Origin of the sequence: Pseudanabaena mucicola FACHB-723, from assembly GCF_014696385.1 — a bacterium.
Lineage (GTDB): Bacteria > Cyanobacteriota > Cyanobacteriia > Pseudanabaenales > Pseudanabaenaceae > Pseudanabaena.
Genome location: NZ_JACJQB010000035.1, coordinates 1 through 16824 on the forward strand (window position 1 = coordinate 1; position 16824 = coordinate 16824).

The following is a 16824-nucleotide window of genomic DNA, read 5'->3' on the forward strand; positions in this document are numbered from 1 at the left end:
TTTTGAGAACTTTCATCTATAAAAGATGATGTTTGTTCTTGGCGAATCTCGTTAGAGTTATTCAATGAAGTCTCATTGGTTTGGGCTTCAGAGCTAGATTCGTCAGATGTTCTCTGGATCTCTGGTGAATTATTGTTGGCAATATCGGTAACATCTTTGATAGCTTCTATTGAAGCTGTCGATAATATCGTATCTGTGGAGTTAATAGGTGCTATATCAATCTCTCTTTGAATTGTGGAGATGTCTTGCGGCTCTACAATATCTTCAGACAGTTCAAAGTTTGACGTTTGTACAGGTGTAATTGTGGAGGTGTCACTAGAATTTAATGGATCAGTTTGTCTCTGTACTTGTTGATCGCTAGCTCCAAGAGGATCTATGCTCAGATCTGTATCCTTATTTGAAAGATTGGAAAGTCTTTGGATTTGTTCATAATTACTACTAGCACTATTAGAGTCATTTAAATCTGAAGAGACTGAAATCTGTGTGACATCATTTCTTATAAGCGGATTATCATCAACATCTAAATCTTGTCTTGTCTGTAGCAGAGAGGTATCTAATGAAATATTATTTCTTGATGCAGTCACAGGAGAAATATCAATTTGTCTTTGAATATTGTTGCTTTCTAAAGCTAATTTATTAGCTAGACTTAGTAAGTTAGATTCTATCTGGATATTCTGATCATCATTACTATCCACAATTCTATTTAAGCTAGAATTAGACAAATCAATCTCTTCAGATTGTCTTTGTAATATCTGAGCATCACTACTTTGCTCAATATTACTGTCAATATCGCTTCTCAACAATTGTTTGACATCTGTTTGATTAACATCTTGAGTTTGTTGTGGTTTATCAATTGGAGAATAATCACTGGAAGAAGATATATCAGATTGTCTTTGTACTTGCAGATTATTATCTTCAATCTCATTTGCATTTGAAAGATTAACCTCTCTTTGCATCTGTTCAAGATTGTTGTTTACATTAATACTGAAATTGGATAAATCCAAAGAAATTGGAATTTGCTGATTGTTATCACTTATCTCTTCTGATTGCTTTTGTATTCTTGTCTGTAATTGATTTTGCGATTGAATATTAGGCTCAATATTATCTCTGTTACCAATAGACTCTATTTCACTTTTAGTCTGAATTTGCTGCAATTCTGTATTTAAGGTAATGTTTTTATTAACATATACCTCAGGCTGTTTTTGAATTGACTGATTGCTATCTGTAAAATTACTTACATCTATTGCAGGTATTTCTATGTCTCTTTGAATTGTTTCAATGTTATCCCTGAAAATATCAGAACTGCTCAAAATAGAAGAATCTTGACTTTGTTGATCGTTAGCCCTAGGAATATTGCTAATATTACTAGCAACAGAAATATTACTGTCTATACCTATGATATCAGCAGTTCTTTGAATACTTTCAGTTTTGACAGATTCGGACAAATCATAGTTACGAGCTTGAAAATCGTCAATCTTAGGAATATCTTTGGTAATTGATGAATCCGACTGTCTTTGTATCTGTTGATTGTTGTCTATAACAAGATCTAGATTGGATTCTATATCTGGAGGTTCAGAAAATTTTTGAATCTGTTCGTCACTGTTGTTAGTGATATTTGCTTTCCTTAAATCTGAAGAGATTGGTGTCTGTGGAGCATTATCTCTTATAAGTAAACTGTCACTATTATCTAAATCTTGCTGTGCTTGTATTGGGGGAATGTTATCATTTTGTAAGATATTATCTGCTTCTGGAGAATCAATTTGTCGTTGAATATTATCAATTGAAGAGCTTGGAATAATTTCAGGACTAGATGAGTTTGATGAATTATCTTTCTCTGCGATTATGGAACTATCTTTGGGGATGATCTCAGTAGAATCATTTGTAAAGTTACTAACGTTGTCAGCAGATGGCTGAATTCGTTGAATATTATTAGTGGGTAAGCTAGAGATTGTTTGATCTATATTGCTCTGATTGATTTGATTTGGCAGATGCTGAGTTGATATAGATGCCGATGACTCTATCTTTCTTTGAATATCTTGCGTATTTTGACTATTAGACTGATTTTGAGAATTTCTATCTGTAAAAGATGGTGTTTGTTCTGATACTTGTTCTTGGCGAATCTCATTAGAGTTTTTCAATGAGGTCTCATTGGTTTGACTTTCAGAGCTAGATTCGTCAGATGTTCTCTGGATCTCTGGTGAATTATTGTTGACAATATCGGTAACATCTTTGCCAGTTTCTATTGAAGCTGTCGATAATATCTTATCTGTCGATTCAATAGGTGCTATATCAATCTCTCTCTGAATTATGGAGATGCCTTGCGGCTCTATAATATCTTCAGATAGTTCAAAGTTTGACGTTTGTACAGGTGTAATTGTGGAGGTCTCACTAGAATTTAATGAATCAGTTTGTCTCTGTACTTGTTGATTGCTAGCTAGAACTGACTGTGTTTGTTTAGAGTTAATTCTAGGCGCGTCGCTCTCTCTCTGAACAGATTGATTTGTTGCAGCAGTTGCTAGAGAAAGGGTCTGAATAGGCGTATCAAAAAAAGGTGAATCGACAAAGGAATTGTTCAGTGGTTCAAAATCGTAACCGAGATCAATATTGCCAGGATTTAGTAACGAAACTGCTCCGAGGGGATAGATAAATTTTGGCTGTAAAAATTCTTGGCCAATAGCTGGTGGCACTAGTAAAGGTGAACGGTTCCCCAATGGAATGTCATCGCTAACACCATCATTATTCGCTTCAAAGGAAGTTGAGAGATTTTCAGTCACGGCTAGCTAACTGGTTTAAGAACTGGGGAAAGATCCATTGGCTGAGTCTCTAGTCACCACGGTGGCAGCACCACCACCTGATGTAGCGACGGTCAGACCTTCAATCGCAAGGGTCAACTCTTCGATCGCAACGGCATTGCCATCGGCTTGCAAAGATGGGGCTTGCCAGCTAACGGGAACTGCACCAATTAAAGTCCAACATTGCCGAGTTTCCCCTGCTTGGTTGAATAGCAAAATGCGGACGTTTCGCCGCCGTGATGTGGTGGCTGTGAACCAATTCCAAAAGCTGAGATCATCGGTAACACCACGCTTGAGGGTTACTTCTGAAAATTCAGAATGTCCTAACAGAATTTTTTGCTGGGTGTTGTTGCCGCCCTCAAAGTAAGTGTCATACTTTACCTTAGCGCTCAAGCCCGTACATTCTGTAAAACATGCCACAATCGTTGAGTCAGGAGACATTTCTACATAAAAATGATTAGTGGTTACGTAGGATACTGCCCTTGTAAAGCCGCTATTGGTCATAATCTGCCCTCATAATGTCTACCCGCTCGTTCCTTTTGCTGACGCATATCATCGGTGAGGAGTTGATGGACGCGATCACAAAGTAATCGAAGTTTTAAAGGTTCTTGCAAAATTTGATCGGCAACCTTGGCAATTTCAGCACGTTGTTTAGAGTCATCAAAATTTATTGCCATACGCAGTGTATCCAAATTTAGCTAAATTACAGATGTGCTTGCTCTTGCTTGCTCTATAGTATCGCTACCCAGAGATGAGAGGCTTAATTGGTTAATCATTATTTACTGATGGGGAATTTCAAAGGAATAAGCCCAGTTTGTTTGAGTAAAGTCTGTGCTTCTTCAGTTCGCATAATCGAGACAAAACGTTCGGCGATGGGGATTCGACGATTGTCGCGAGTATACACAACGGAAACTGGATAGGCGAGGGGATAGGTTTGATCGATAAAGACCTTGTAATTTTGACTATAACTGCCCTTCTCATTACAGAGATCGACATCAGGTGTCAGTGAATTTCCACTTCTAAGAACTAGTGGGGCAATAGGTGATTTGTAATCATCGGCGATCGCCAATGGATAAACAGAGCATTGTCCAAAAACTTGACTAATCGAACCGAAGGAAATACTGCCCACATTCCGATCCTCAAAGTCTTGAATCACCTGCCGCAATGAGTCAAATGTGGGTAAGGCAGTGATGCCATTATTACGATCGCGAATTAGCTCTCGAAACTTTGCGATCGCAGTTTCATCTTTAAGCACCCGCTTCTCAAACATACGGATTGAAGCATCATCGAGGGATATATAGAGCTTAACAGCTAGGTTTGGCCCCCCTAATTGTCGCCAATTGATAATTTCCCCCGTATAGAGTTGCCGCAACTGATTAAAGTTGATTTTGCCGCCTAGGGCTTTAGGCAAACTGTCATTACGTTGGGCATAGCTAAAGGCAACAAACACCGTTAAGCCGTCATAGGCAATATCTTGGGTAATAAATTCACCGCCGAGACTATCGGTAACTGTGGAAATTGCAAAATCAGCTTGATTGGACTGTAACTGTTCAATCGGGAATCTTGTAGCAGAGGTATCAACTGCCTGATAGCGCAGTTGCAGCTTGGGTTGACGTTTTTGTAATTCCGCTTCGAGGGTTGCGCCTTTAGCAATCAAATTATTCTGTAAGAGGGTGTAATTCCAAGTGCTATTTTTATCGGCGGCATAGGTAAAGTTACCTTGGGGGATATCAGAAATTTGATTAATGCAACAGGGCAAGTTGAGATTGGCGGCTTTAGGCGGTTGTGTTAGCCAAAAATACAGCAAAAAAATTAATAGGCATAGCAAGATGATCCCGATTGCGATCGCAATTACCTTTTTCGTAATCCATGACCACCAAGTTTTTTTAACAACCTCTTTCTCTTCCTCCTGTTCAATAAATTCCAAAACGGCTTCTCGCTCAATATACACTCGTAATAAAGCACGTCTTGCCACCTCAGCACTGCTATAACTAGAATCTCCAAAACCGATCAAGTTCTGGATAAATCTCTTTAAGCCAAGATTAACAGAGCGATCCCAATGATTTAGATCATTGGGATTTAAGTAGGTACGATTTTCTAAATCAACAACTCCACCTTTTAACAGATAGAAAGCAATGTAGCCCAGATCTTCTAGATCACGATTAATGGAATAGGTGGGTGTTTGGACATCGGGAGGATAAAAGCGATCTTCCCATAGGGATAAATCATTGAGATAAACCGTAAATCCTTGAAAATTAGATCGAATGGAAATGCTATAGAAGCTTAAATTTCCATGGGGCAATCCTGAAGTAATTACCCCAGAACGCAAACGATATTTCTGAGCATGTAAAGACTCAAGGGTTTGCAAAGCTTGATTGAGAAAGGACTTAACTTGCCAACTATTCATTGCCCCATACCTTGCTAAATAGTCAGCTAAGGTGATCGCTTCATCGGTCTTAGGCAAAATTACATAGCAGCGTTCTTCTCTGGCATCGGCAATGGCTTCTATTGGTGAAACTAAGCGAGAATCTTGTCTTCTTCCATCTGATAATTTAAGTTCCGCAGAGTCTTCAAAATGACGTTTACAAGCCCTAGTTTCTTGATCATTAAAATACCTTTGAGGAATTACATATTCCTTTAATAGAAATGGTTCGCCATTGGTCAAATTAGTAGCATTGTAAAGTCTGCCATTACCCCGAATACCAATATATTGGTCAATTTCATATACGCCACTACGACCACGAATCTTCACCTCAGGAGGTAAACTAGCTGGAAACTGGCATTTTTTACAATACTTATTGTTCGGGTCATCGGTGACAGTTTCGTGGGGAATTTGGCACCGAAAAGGATTAGCCTCTTGACAGGAATAGCGCTGAAATTGCGGTTGAATTTGCCAAATTGAGCCAATTCTGTGATCAACACTAAGCTCTTTTAAAACTTCCTGTGATTCTATCCTCTCAGGAATACTAATTCCTCTAAAAGAACTAATCGAGGGTGGCTCAATTCCTAAGTCATCCTTCAAAAAAGGAATTAAAAAGCGTAAAGGAGTAGGAACGTTTTTATTTAAAAACTCAACAAATCTATTGCCAATTACTCCGTCAATAGCACCAAGAAACTGTCCCCAAACGTCGGTGATCCGCTTCCAGAATTTTTGCCAAACATTAGGAGCTTTGCTTGCCATAAATTGCTTGTTTTATCCTTGCTAGACTATTATCAATTACAGAGGTATGATTTGTGGCAAAGTTGGCATTGCTAATCCATTCTTTCCCAAAATATATACCATCACTTTACTCCCGTTCAAGACTATGGCAAGAGAGCAAGTAGCACGACTCTATCGAGCAGCCCAATCAGATTCACTCCTCAAGGCAAAGCTAAATCAAGCTCCCGATCTTGAGAGTTTTGTCGAGATGGCAAAGTCTGAGGGTTATGACTTTACAATCGAAGAATGGCAACAGATGACTAACTTCGAGGTGGAAGAATTAAAGTGCAATCTGTCGGAAATTCCCGGAATTTAACTATGGTTTTGCTGGTTTGGGCTTCAAGCGCTCGACTGCGATCGCTTTATTTATCGTCGCTTGAGTTTGGCTAGGGTTGAGCTTCAGCGCCTGCTCAAAGGAAACTAGTGCATCAGCATTTTTATTTAATGCCAATAGCGCCAGTCCACGTCCTGTCCAGTAATCAGCATTTTTGAGATCGATCGCAATTGCCCGACTATAGGCAACCACAGCATCATCATTGCGTCCCAGCGACATCATCGCCAAACCACGGTTAAACCATGCTGTATCTGACTTCGGGTTAATACCCAAAGCTTGGCGACTAGCCACTAAGGATTCCTGAAAGCGGTTGAGCCGCCATAACAAAGCTGATTTGTTAGTCCAAATATCCGCCAACAGAATGCGACTGCCAATGTTGGCATCTCCTGCGATCGCTTTGTCGTAAGCAGTTAAAGCTTCCTCGGTACGTCCTAACGAAACCAAAATGCGCCCATGGTTAAACCATGCGGTTGAGGAATTTTGGTTAATAGCGATCGCTTGATTGGTTGACGATAGGGCAAGATCAAACCGCCCCAATGCCCAGAGGGTGGCGGCTCGATTTCCCCAAAAACTAGCTTGGTTAGGCTGAAGCGCAATTGCCCGATTTGCCGATGCAAGCGCCTCCTCGTACTTACCCAACCCCGAAAGCGCATTTGCCCTTTGATCCCATGCCCAAGCTGGCCCCAACTCGTCCCACTGTTGATCGCCCTCTTGAAGAGCAGCATTACAGGCTTCTAAGGCTTCTTTGTACTGACGCAATTGATTAAGGGACGCACAGGAGTTGGCAAGGGCAAGAGAATATTTTTCCTTTGCCTTGAGCGCCCATTCCTGCGAAGCCAAAGCTTCGGCATAACGACCTAATCGCCATAAAATCATGCCCTGCTCTGCCCATGCCTGAGCATTAGTCGGCTCGATCGCCACCGCCTTGTCATAGGCAAATAGAGCTTCATCAAAACGTTTTAACTTGTTTTGGACTTTGCCCTTGGTTTTCCATGCGAGGGCAGGGCTAGCATTGCCCCAATTGGCATTCACTTTGATGGCGCGATCACAATCTTTAATCGCGTCAGCCTCACGGTTAAGTGACCGAAACAGATCACAGCGCTCGGTTAAGGCACGGGAATAATTAGGATTAGAGCGAATAGCTAGCTCAAGGGATTCTAGGGCTTCAGCAAGCTTACCTGAGCGTTTGAGGAGTGAGCCTTGGATGTACCACACCATCGCAGGGGAAGCATCATCCCAGTTTTGGTCAAGGCGTAACGCCAATTCACAGGATGCGATCGCATCTTCATAGCGCTCTAGTTCATTCAGTGCATCACAACGTTTAGCTAAAGCTCCTGAGTGTTCAGGCTGCAATTTGATAAAACGATCGTAGGAAACCACGGCTTCGGTATACATGGCTAAGCCGATCATCGCATCCCCGCGCTCTAGCCAAGCAATCGGCTCATTCGTATTTAAGGTAATCGCTTGATTGCAAGCCTCAACAGCTTCTTTATACTTGCGCGACTTCACCAAAGAGCTACATAGCGAAGCCCAATAGTCAAAATCCTGTAACTTTTCTTGAGCGATCACCTTTGGCGCAATAAAAACTGAGGCGATCGGCAAATTGAGCAGCACAAGTAAGATCAACCAAAATCGCTTGCCGCGCTCAAACGACTGAAAGAAAGCACGCAAAATCACTGGCACTCCTAAATTTTCAATCACAGGTCTAGAATTAAAGTTGCCTCAAAGCTGTCTCATTGAATATGACAACCTTTCACATCCCCATTAATTTATCATCATAGTTTCGATAGATGCCACTACTCAATCGCAGGCACACAATCACCATGATTTCTAAAGTTTTATGTTGGTTTGGTTGTTTATGGGGAATTGCGATCGCAATTCCCACATCAGTTATTGCTGACCCAGATCGCGATCGCATTCAAACCCTCAATCGTCAACGCCTCATCGAAACCAATCGTTGTCAAGGCTGTGATTTACGCAACACAGACTTAAATGGACTCAAGCTCATGGGTGCAGATCTGAGCAAGGCTAACCTTCAAGGCGCAAACCTCCGCAGTGCCGATCTCGAAGGCGCAAATTTAGAAGCCGCAACTCTCATCTACACTGATCTTAGTTATGCCAATCTGCGCCTTGCCAACTTCAGTCAAGCCAATTTGCAAGGAGCAAATCTCAGCAATACCTATTTACTAGAGGCTTCCTTTCGTCAAAGTAATCTCGAATCCGCAAACCTAACCGATACCTATGGCGATGGTAATGTTGATGTGTTTACCTCAGTCCGTCAATTTGTCGACCTCACAGGGGCAAATTTACTCAAAGCAAACCTCACCAACGCCAAATTAGGCTTTGCCAATCTCGAAGGCGCAAATCTCAGCGAAGCAAATCTAGTTGATGCCAATCTTGAAAATTCGTCATTAACAAACATAAATTTACAAAACGCAAAGTTATGTAACACAATCCTTCAAGATGGCTCTACCAATAACCAAAACTGTCGCTAGTAATAATCAAGATTTGGGCGAGATTTATTAAGAAGTTTTGACATCGTATTAACGATTCTCGAGATTAAACTTCTGTTTTTTGAACTAATTGTGCGAGAATACTGCCAGAGAATATATAAAGTTTACCCCAGTAAATTTAGAGGTGTTAAGCCATGAAGTCCACTACCAAAAAGTCTTCTCAAATTGTGACTTCCGCGAAACCGACCACTCTAAATTTACAAACGAGACCTTTTACACCGCCTCAGACAGAAACATCTCCGATTAGCGAGAATGTCGAGAATTCTCAAATAGAAGAATATCCATCTTCATCAGCAAACATTTTAGAAAGACTAATCTCTATACCAACAGCAGAGTCATCAACAAACACAATTCGTAAGAAGCACTTTACGTCATTTCGTTCTCAAAAGATGCCAATACAGGCAAAGCTGAATATTGGTGAACCAAATGACAAATATGAGCAGGAAGCTGATGCCACTGCCGCGAAGGTAGTGCAGCAAATTAATACCATCCCGCAGAATCAATCTGTCCAAAGACAAGACTCTATGGAAGAGGACGAGCTACACATGAAGCCAATCTCGACTTTGCAAAGAGATGTAATGGAGGAAGAAGATGAATTACAGGCAAAGTCTTTAGTGCAGAGGCGAGAGAATCTTGACGGAGGCGAGGCATCAACGGATCTAGAGTCATCAATTCAAAGTGCAAGGGGTAGTGGTCAGCCTTTAGATGTTAATCTGCAAGCCAAGATGGGGCAAGCAATGGGGGCAGACTTTAGTGGGGTAAAAGTACATACTGATTCACAGTCTGATCAATTAAACAAGTCCATTCAGGCTAAAGCATTTACCACAGGACAAGACCTTTTCTTCCGTCAGGGCGAATATAATCCAAGTAGTCGAGGTGGACAAGAATTAATCGCACATGAATTAACTCATGTGGTGCAGCAGAATAATGGGACTGTGAATCGAAAGTTGAAACAAAATTATAGAGCCTCTCAAAATTCTAATGATTTATTGCAACGTCAAGCAAATCCTCATGCTTCTGGCTGTCCGTGCTCTTCTTGTGGATTCAAACTCCAAAAAAAGAGTATTAGTAGTAATAGTAACAATCTTCATGTATCACAGACAAATTCAAAACCTACCATTCAGAGAGGACTTTTCTCAAAAAAGACTGAACGAGAAAAATTTAATGGAAAAAAGTTTAAACTTCGGAACTGGCAACCTTCCACTGGGACTGGAAAGTTTGACGCAGACTATGATCCTAAAACTGGAAGTATGATAATTACTGTAAAAGTACATTTTAATTACCAAGACTCATCAGCATACAAACCAGATGCAACAAATGAAGCTGATACTGAATGGACTAAACAAGGGAAAGACGCGTGGTTTAATGAGTTTAAATCAGCAATTATGAGCAAATGGGGAAATATTAGTACAATTAGTTGTGATAAGGCTGGGTTTACGGATGTAGTTGTACAGCCAGTAGTAAGAGTTGTTCAAGCTAAAAAAGGTGATGCTCACTATGCATTGGATGTTACAAAAGCGTTTACTAAGAAAAAAGGAGGTATGCGAGCAGGAGGTTTTTCAGGACTAACTAGAGATGGCGGTGGAGCGTTTCAAGAGTTTGACACAAAAGATAAAATTAACGATCCTCAAGTTAAGCAGCACCTTGCCCCTACCGAAAAAACGACCAATATTAAACCAGCATATGAGCGAGATCGTGAACGATTGCTTAAGAAGTTAGCAAATGCCGCTCCTGTTGTATTCAATTCAAAAACCTCTAAATTTGCAGTGGGAATGGAAGCTCAGCTGAAAAATACTGCTCAAGACCTAGCATCTCTACGTAAGGACAGTGCACTAGCACATCTACACCCTCTATCAATTGATGTGACTCTAGGATCACGCGAAGGTACTGGGCTAATCGGTTCGCGTAAGTTTGCAGTTGACAAAGTTCTCAGTGATTCTGGAGTACAACAACCAACTACGGCTAAGCAAGCTATGGGCGTAATAGGTAGTAGTGCAAAATTGGAAGCTCCTGATACCCCTAACACACTAACGCAATACGAACAGAATTGGAGTCGTATTACTGCCGCACATGAATTTGGACACATGATTGGATTGCTTGATGAATACTGTCCTGCTGTATCACCTGATTTACTTCTCAAGATGGTTAATGAAGGAAAGATTGCTAACACAGAAACAACACTGTCTGGATATGCACAAGGTAAAAAAGGTCAAAATGAGAGTCAGCAAACTGGCTATTCAAAATTATTGGACAAGACTGGATTAGAAACACCTACTTGGGCTAGACCAGAAGCCAATCAAGATGAAAAAAGCACTAGCCTAATGAGTGGAGGATTTGAAGTTTTAAAACAACATTATGTAACTTTATGGGAAGCTTTAACTGTCATGACAAAAGATTTTGTGCCAGATACAAATTGGAAGCTCTAAAATCAATCAGATTATAAGTAGATCAGCAAAAGAAACCTGTAAATGCCCAGATTTCCAACTTTTTATAGGCTAGCAAAGACAATTGCAAATTCACAAGAAAGTCAGGAATCTTGATCTTTCCTTTTTAAGTTTTCTCATGTCTAGCCACTTATTTAGATGATGAAATCTAATACAAATATTGCTCTCAATGACTGGAAAGAAAAGATGTACATCAAAAAATATTGGCGAAGTCTTTTCATTTTTAGTGTTGCTTTACTCACTGCGATCGCAATTCCTGCATGGCTAGACATGGCTGCACAGGAAAATCGATTTGCGTTACGGATATTGCATACCAACGATCATCATGCCCATCTAGAGCCGAGCAAATTTGGCGATCGCAATTTGGGTGGGATAGCGCGTCGGCGCACTTTGATTGAGCAGATTCGTAATGAAAGTAAAAACAGCCAAGAAGCATTGCTACTAATGGATGCAGGGGATATCTTTCAGGGAACTTTGTACTTCAATCAATACCTAGGTCAAGCAGATCTAGATTTTTATAATGCCCTTGCCTATGATGTCGGCACAATTGGCAATCACGAATTTGATCGCGGACAACAGGTACTTGCTGATTTTTTAGCCAAAGCCAAGTTTCCAATTATCTCCGCCAATCTTGACATTGACCGTACATCACCACTGCATAACCGTATTCGTCCTTGGCATATCCTCAAGGTGCAGGGACAGAAGATCGGTGTGTTTGGGCTGACCACTCCTGATACAGCGATTTTGGCAAATGTTGGTGAAGGCGTAAAGTTTACTGACCCGATCGCCGCCGCTAGGCAAGCTGTCCAAGCGCTCAAGCAACAGGGCATTAATAAAATTGTGGCGCTTACCCACCTTGGCTTTGATGAGGATCTGGCACTGGCAAAACAAGTCACTGACATTGATATCATCATCGGCGGTCACAGTCATACTCCCGTGGGCAATATCACCAACGCCGAACATCCCTATCCATTAGTGGAACAAAGTGCCAACAGAAACCCTGTATTAGTGGTGACGGATTGGGAATGGGGCAAATATTTAGGTGACTTGTCAGTACGTTTTGATGGCAACGGCAAACTGATTGCTTGGGCAGGTAAGCCCCATGCTGTAGAGATGAGAATTACTCCCGATCGCGAATTTGAGGACAAGCTCAAAGCCTATGCCGCGCCCATAGAATCATTACGGCAGCAAGTGATTGGTCAGTCATTAGTAGAACTTGATGGAGATCGGATCAAAATGCGAACTGAGGAAACGAGTTTAGGGAACTTGATTGCCGATGCTGTTTTAGCGAAGACTAGACTTGATCGGGTGCAGGTGGCTTTGGTCAATGCTGGCGGGATTCGCAACAGTTTACCAAAGGGCAACATTACAATGGGAAATGTTTTGGAAGTTCTTCCCTTTGGCAACACCATCACTCGTATTGACTTGACTGGTAAGCAATTACAAGAAGCTCTAGAAAATGGCGTGAGTTTAGCGGAGCAGGGAGAAGGAAGATTTCCACAGGTTGCAGGTTTACGTTTTGAGTGGAATCGCAAACTTGCCGCAGGTAATCGTGTGACTAAGATCGAAGTTAAAGATGAATTAGGTAAATTTGAACTGCTCAATCCTAAAGTAACCTATCGCATTGCTACAAATAACTTTTTAGCTTCTGGTGGTGATGGCTATAGTATGCTTTCAAAGGGCAAAAATTTACTAGAAACTGGTTATCTACTATCGGATGCGATCGCAGAATATATTAGCGCCAACTCACCTTTGCAAGTAAAAACTGAGCAACGGATTGTTAGCCGCCCCTAAATTACCAACACCATGTCCCTAGAACAAATGTCCTGCCCGATCGCAATTTCGCAATACCCACATGTTCTCTTGGCGCATGGTGGTGGTGGCAGATTAACGCATCAGCTCATATCTGAAATATTTGCCCCGATATTCTCGATGGGCGATCGCGCTCAACAGGATGCAGCGATCTTGGCAATTCCCCACCAAAAATTAGCTTTTACGACGGATTCCTATGTGGTGCAGCCGCTCTTTTTTGCAGGAGGGGATATTGGCACTTTGGCAGTAAATGGAACTGTCAATGATTTGGCAATGATGGGGGCAAAACCTTTGTATCTGAGCGCAGGGCTGATTATTGAAGAAGGTTTACCGATGGAAACACTCTGGCGAGTTGCCCAATCGATGCGCCGCGCCGCCGATCTAGCGGGGGTGCAGATTGTTACGGGGGACACAAAGGTAGTTGATCGAGGTAAGGGGGATGGAATTTTTATCAATACATCGGGAATTGGGACAATTGTCACGGATTTAGAAATTGCGCCGCCATCGATAAGGGAAGGGGATGTAATTCTTTTGAATGGAGATTTGGGCAGGCATGGCATCGCAATTATGGCGGCGCGGCAAGGGCTGGAGTTTGAGACAGAAATTGAGAGCGACTGTATGGATTTGTCACAGTTGGTGATGGCAATGTTAGAGGGTGGTGTGGAGATTCATGCGATGCGTGACCTCACCCGTGGCGGCTTGGCAACTGCCTTAAATGAATTGGCAAGTACCACAAATTTGAGTATCACCATTGAAGAAACTGCTATCGCAGTACAGGACGATGTACAAGCAGTTTGTGAAATTTTGGGACTTGATCCGCTATATGTGGCTAATGAGGGTAGATTTATCGCATTTGTACCTGAGTCGGCGGTGGAAAGTGCGATCGCAATTGCGCGAAGGTTCCCCCAAGCAGGCGGAGCAATGCGGGTGATTGGGCAGGTTAACAAGCCTAATGTGTCGAGCAGTAAAGCGCTAGTTACTTTACAGGGCAAGCTGGGGATGAGTCGGATTTTGAGTATGCTCAGTGGTGAGCAGTTGCCACGGATTTGCTAGACAGTTAGCCGATTGCTTGCAAATCCTGTAAATCAAGTAAGGTTTGCTCTGCCTCAGCAGGATCGACAACGGCGATCGCAACTCCTGCATGGATAATTGCATAATCGCCGATTTGCGCTTCGGGAAGATAGGCAAGATTAACGTCCTTGAGTACGCCGCTAAAGCTAACTTTTCCCGATCGCATCAGATCTTCACCTTGAATCGAAATAATTTTTCCGGGGATGGCTAAACACATAGTTTCTATCTCTTTATTTTTAAAAGAAAAGTTTTTGAAAGCGCCACGAAGCGGCGCTTTCAAAAACTTCTCTAGGTTTTAAGTCAGCACTTTGCGCTGCATTACTGCCATGATTTGCCCTACCGCAAGCCCGCCATCATTAGGTGAAATCTGTTGATGGGTATAGGTTCTAAAACCTGCTTGCTGTAATTTTTGGATCGCTCTTTCCGTTAAATAACGATTCTGAAAACAGCCTCCTGTTAAGACAACTTGCACGATGCCGATTTGTTTGGCAATTTGGACAATGACTTCCACTAAAGAATTATGGAATTTTATGGCAATTATTGCGATCTCAATTTGATTTTGTCTATTTTCTAAGATAGATGTAATCAAGCTAGTCCAGCCAATTTCACCGTTATTCTTAACATCTAATGGATAGAATTCATCCAAATCCAAATCACCGCTAAGATCCTCTAGGGCAATGGCAGCTTGACCTTCAAAACTAGCCCTGTGACAGACATCTAACAAAGAAGCAACCGCATCAAATAAGCGTCCCATGCTCGAAGTTTGCGGCATAGTCGGTTGTTTTTTTAATATTTGACGAAACATCCTTAACTCAGAACTAGAGAAGGTTGCCAACACCATCTGGACTGTTGAATCCTCCTGCTCCCAAAGACTCTCCCCAAATATTTCCCATAACATCGCTAAGGCGACCCGTCTTGGTTCTTTGGCTGCCCGATCGCCGCCTAGCAAGGGAAACTTTCGCAAATGGGCAACTCGCTCAAATCCTGTCTGGGTAATCTTCAGGAACTCACCACCCCAAATTGTGCTATCGACTCCGTAGCCTGTGCCATCCCATGCGATACCTAATACGGGCGGTTGCATCTGTCGGTCTGCCATCGCCGCCAACACATGGGCGTAATGATGCTGCACAGGAATTAAGGGAATCCCTAGATCTTGGGCTAATTGCCTTGCATATTGGCTAGAAAGATAGTCTGGATGAGCATCACAGGCGATTACATCTGGTTGAAATTCGTAGGCATCACTCAAACGCTGGATAATCTTTTGGAAATGATCAAAGGCTTTGGTCGTCTCCAAATCACCAATATGTTGACTGAGAATAATTGCATTATTGATGGAAATTGCGATCGCATTTTTAAGATGACCACCCACCGCTAAAATCTGGGGATCTTCTGTATGGGAATCTAAATATCCATGCTCAAAGTTTAGGGGTGCAGGTGCATAACCCCTAGCTCTTCGCAAGATTACAGGCTGATCATTAATCACACGCACTACAGAGTCATCAACGGGCTGGGCTATATCGCGATTATGTACCAAGAAAAAATCGGCAATATTACCTAAATTTGCGATCACTTCTTGATTGTCAATACAAATTGGCTCACTGGCAAGATTGCCACTAGTAGCAATGATCGGAATTTGCAATTCTGCTAAGAGTAAATAGTGAAGCGGCGTATAGGGCAGCATCGCACCGATCGATCGATTGCCAGAAATAAGTGGATGATTGTCCTTGTTTAACTTCCGCAAAAGAACGATCGGAGCCTCTGGAGCAGTTAATAATTGCCCCTCCAATGCAGAGACTTGGCAATCAGTTTGGATATATTCCAAACTGGGATACATCACGGCAAAGGGTTTGTGGGGACGTTGTTTTCGCGATCGCAATTGGGCAATTGCCAGATCATTGGTGGCATCCACCACAAGTTGAAATCCTCCCAATCCCTTAATTGCTAAGATCTTACCCGCGCGAATCTCTTGGACAGTAATTAATAAAGCATGATTGCCCGTAGCAATGACTTGCCCATGACGATCCCATAGTGCCAATTGGGGGCCACATCTCGGACAAGCATTGGGCTGAGCTTGAAAACGCCGATCTAGGGGATGATCATATTCAGCTTGGCAATCGGCACACATCACAAATTTACCCATGGTCGTATGGTGGCGATCGTAGGGAAGGGCGGTAATAATGCTATAGCGGGAGCCGCAGTTAGTGCAGTTGGTAAAAGGATAGCGATAGCGACGATTTAACGGGTTAAAGATATCCTGTACACAATCATCACAGGTGGCCAGATCGGGTAGAATCACCACCGTTTTCCTTGATGAGTGATCTGTAGACTCATGGATCTCAAAACTTTGATAATAGGCAGGTGCAGACCATTCTTGGGTGATTTTGTGAATTTGCGATCGCACAGGTTTTTCAGTGGGCAATCTTGCCAAAAATAGTTCTAATTGTAGCTGAGTCCCTTCAACAACAACCGTTACCCCCTGAGCATTATTATTCACCCATCCCCGCAGTTGCAATTCCATCGCCAAGCGATATATAAATGGACGAAAACCAACTCCCTGAACTGCTCCAGATATCTGTAATGTCAAGCTCTTTAACTGGCTCTGATGGGGAAGCATGGGCTTAAAATATTGACAATGAGTAAAGGCGCGGGATGATTAATT

At 42.1% G+C, this 16824-nt stretch carries 12 protein-coding genes; 5 read left to right on the forward strand and 7 right to left on the reverse strand.

Features of this window, described 5'->3' with window-relative positions; translation table 11 throughout:
* The 4 genes from H6F41_RS14310 to H6F41_RS14325 all read right to left on the reverse strand — a co-directional run.
* On the reverse strand, positions 1 to 2774 hold a 2774-nt coding region (locus tag H6F41_RS14310; RefSeq protein WP_190404149.1), incomplete at its 3' end, for a hypothetical protein.
* A gap of 15 nt (positions 2775 to 2789) precedes the next feature.
* Entirely contained in the window at positions 2790 to 3296 is a 507-nt protein-coding gene (locus H6F41_RS14315; RefSeq protein ID WP_190404150.1) for a phage tail protein, read from the reverse strand.
* On the reverse strand, positions 3293 to 3469 hold the full coding sequence (locus tag H6F41_RS14320) for a hypothetical protein (RefSeq protein WP_190404151.1): 177 nt from the start codon (positions 3467 to 3469) through the stop codon (positions 3293 to 3295). The genes H6F41_RS14315 and H6F41_RS14320 overlap by 4 nt, the downstream gene beginning before the upstream one ends.
* A 98-nt stretch (positions 3470 to 3567) precedes the next feature.
* A complete protein-coding gene (locus H6F41_RS14325) occupies positions 3568 to 5973 on the reverse strand; it encodes a substrate-binding domain-containing protein (RefSeq protein WP_190404152.1) in 2406 nt (801 codons plus the stop codon).
* A gap of 124 nt (positions 5974 to 6097) precedes the next feature.
* Between H6F41_RS14325 and H6F41_RS14330 the strand changes: the two genes are divergently transcribed.
* Positions 6098 to 6307: a Nif11-like leader peptide family natural product precursor gene (locus H6F41_RS14330; protein ID WP_190404153.1), complete on the forward strand. Its 210-nt coding sequence runs from the start codon at positions 6098 to 6100 to the stop codon at positions 6305 to 6307.
* On the opposite strand, the gene H6F41_RS14335 is transcribed toward H6F41_RS14330, so the two are convergent.
* Positions 6308 to 8026: a tetratricopeptide repeat protein gene (locus tag H6F41_RS14335; RefSeq protein WP_190404154.1), complete on the reverse strand. Its 1719-nt coding sequence runs from the start codon at positions 8024 to 8026 to the stop codon at positions 6308 to 6310.
* A 122-nt stretch (positions 8027 to 8148) separates the two neighbouring features.
* Between H6F41_RS14335 and H6F41_RS14340 the strand changes: the two genes are divergently transcribed.
* The 4 genes from H6F41_RS14340 to hypE all read left to right on the forward strand — a co-directional run bounded on the left by H6F41_RS14340 (position 8149) and on the right by hypE (position 14147).
* Positions 8149 to 8820 (forward strand): pentapeptide repeat-containing protein, encoded by a 672-nt coding sequence (locus H6F41_RS14340; protein ID WP_190404155.1) that lies wholly within the window; start codon positions 8149 to 8151, stop codon positions 8818 to 8820.
* Positions 8821 to 8972: 152 nt separating this feature from the next.
* Complete coding sequence (locus tag H6F41_RS14345) at positions 8973 to 11264, forward strand: eCIS core domain-containing protein (RefSeq protein WP_242023052.1); 2292 nt, start codon at positions 8973 to 8975, stop codon at positions 11262 to 11264.
* A gap of 156 nt (positions 11265 to 11420) precedes the next feature.
* On the forward strand, positions 11421 to 13076 hold the full coding sequence (locus tag H6F41_RS14350) for a bifunctional metallophosphatase/5'-nucleotidase (protein WP_199288781.1): 1656 nt from the start codon (positions 11421 to 11423) through the stop codon (positions 13074 to 13076).
* Positions 13077 to 13088: 12 nt separating this feature from the next.
* A complete protein-coding gene (gene hypE, locus H6F41_RS14355; RefSeq protein WP_190404156.1) occupies positions 13089 to 14147 on the forward strand; it encodes a hydrogenase expression/formation protein HypE in 1059 nt (352 codons plus the stop codon).
* Positions 14148 to 14151: 4 nt separating this feature from the next.
* Here the strand turns inward: hypE and H6F41_RS14360 are convergent, their stop codons facing one another.
* Both H6F41_RS14360 and hypF read right to left on the reverse strand, forming a co-directional pair.
* The gene (locus tag H6F41_RS14360) at positions 14152 to 14382 is read right to left on the reverse strand and encodes a HypC/HybG/HupF family hydrogenase formation chaperone (protein ID WP_190404157.1); all 231 of its coding nucleotides are present in this window, start codon (positions 14380 to 14382) and stop codon (positions 14152 to 14154) included.
* Positions 14383 to 14460: 78 nt separating this feature from the next.
* Positions 14461 to 16779, reverse strand: coding sequence for a carbamoyltransferase HypF (hypF, locus tag H6F41_RS14365; RefSeq protein ID WP_190404158.1), 2319 nt, complete (start codon positions 16777 to 16779; stop codon positions 14461 to 14463).
* Positions 16780 to 16824: the final 45 nt, after the last annotated feature.

Excerpts from the sequence above, each read along its gene's own strand:
- H6F41_RS14315 (WP_190404150.1), bottom strand. The coding sequence starts at position 3,296 with ATGACCAATAGCGGCTTTACAAGGGCAGTATCCTACGTAACCACTAAT.
- H6F41_RS14320 (WP_190404151.1), bottom strand. The coding sequence starts at position 3,469 with ATGGCAATAAATTTTGATGACTCTAAACAACGTGCTGAAATTGCCAAG.
- H6F41_RS14325 (WP_190404152.1), bottom strand. The coding sequence starts at position 5,973 with ATGGCAAGCAAAGCTCCTAATGTTTGGCAAAAATTCTGGAAGCGGATC.
- H6F41_RS14330 (WP_190404153.1), top strand. The coding sequence starts at position 6,098 with ATGGCAAGAGAGCAAGTAGCACGACTCTATCGAGCAGCCCAATCAGAT.
- H6F41_RS14340 (WP_190404155.1), top strand. The coding sequence starts at position 8,149 with ATGATTTCTAAAGTTTTATGTTGGTTTGGTTGTTTATGGGGAATTGCG.
- H6F41_RS14345 (WP_242023052.1), top strand. The coding sequence starts at position 8,973 with ATGAAGTCCACTACCAAAAAGTCTTCTCAAATTGTGACTTCCGCGAAA.
- H6F41_RS14350 (WP_199288781.1), top strand. The coding sequence starts at position 11,421 with ATGATGAAATCTAATACAAATATTGCTCTCAATGACTGGAAAGAAAAG.
- hypE (WP_190404156.1), top strand. The coding sequence starts at position 13,089 with ATGTCCCTAGAACAAATGTCCTGCCCGATCGCAATTTCGCAATACCCA.
- H6F41_RS14360 (WP_190404157.1), bottom strand. The coding sequence starts at position 14,382 with ATGTGTTTAGCCATCCCCGGAAAAATTATTTCGATTCAAGGTGAAGAT.
- hypF (WP_190404158.1), bottom strand. The coding sequence starts at position 16,779 with ATGCTTCCCCATCAGAGCCAGTTAAAGAGCTTGACATTACAGATATCT.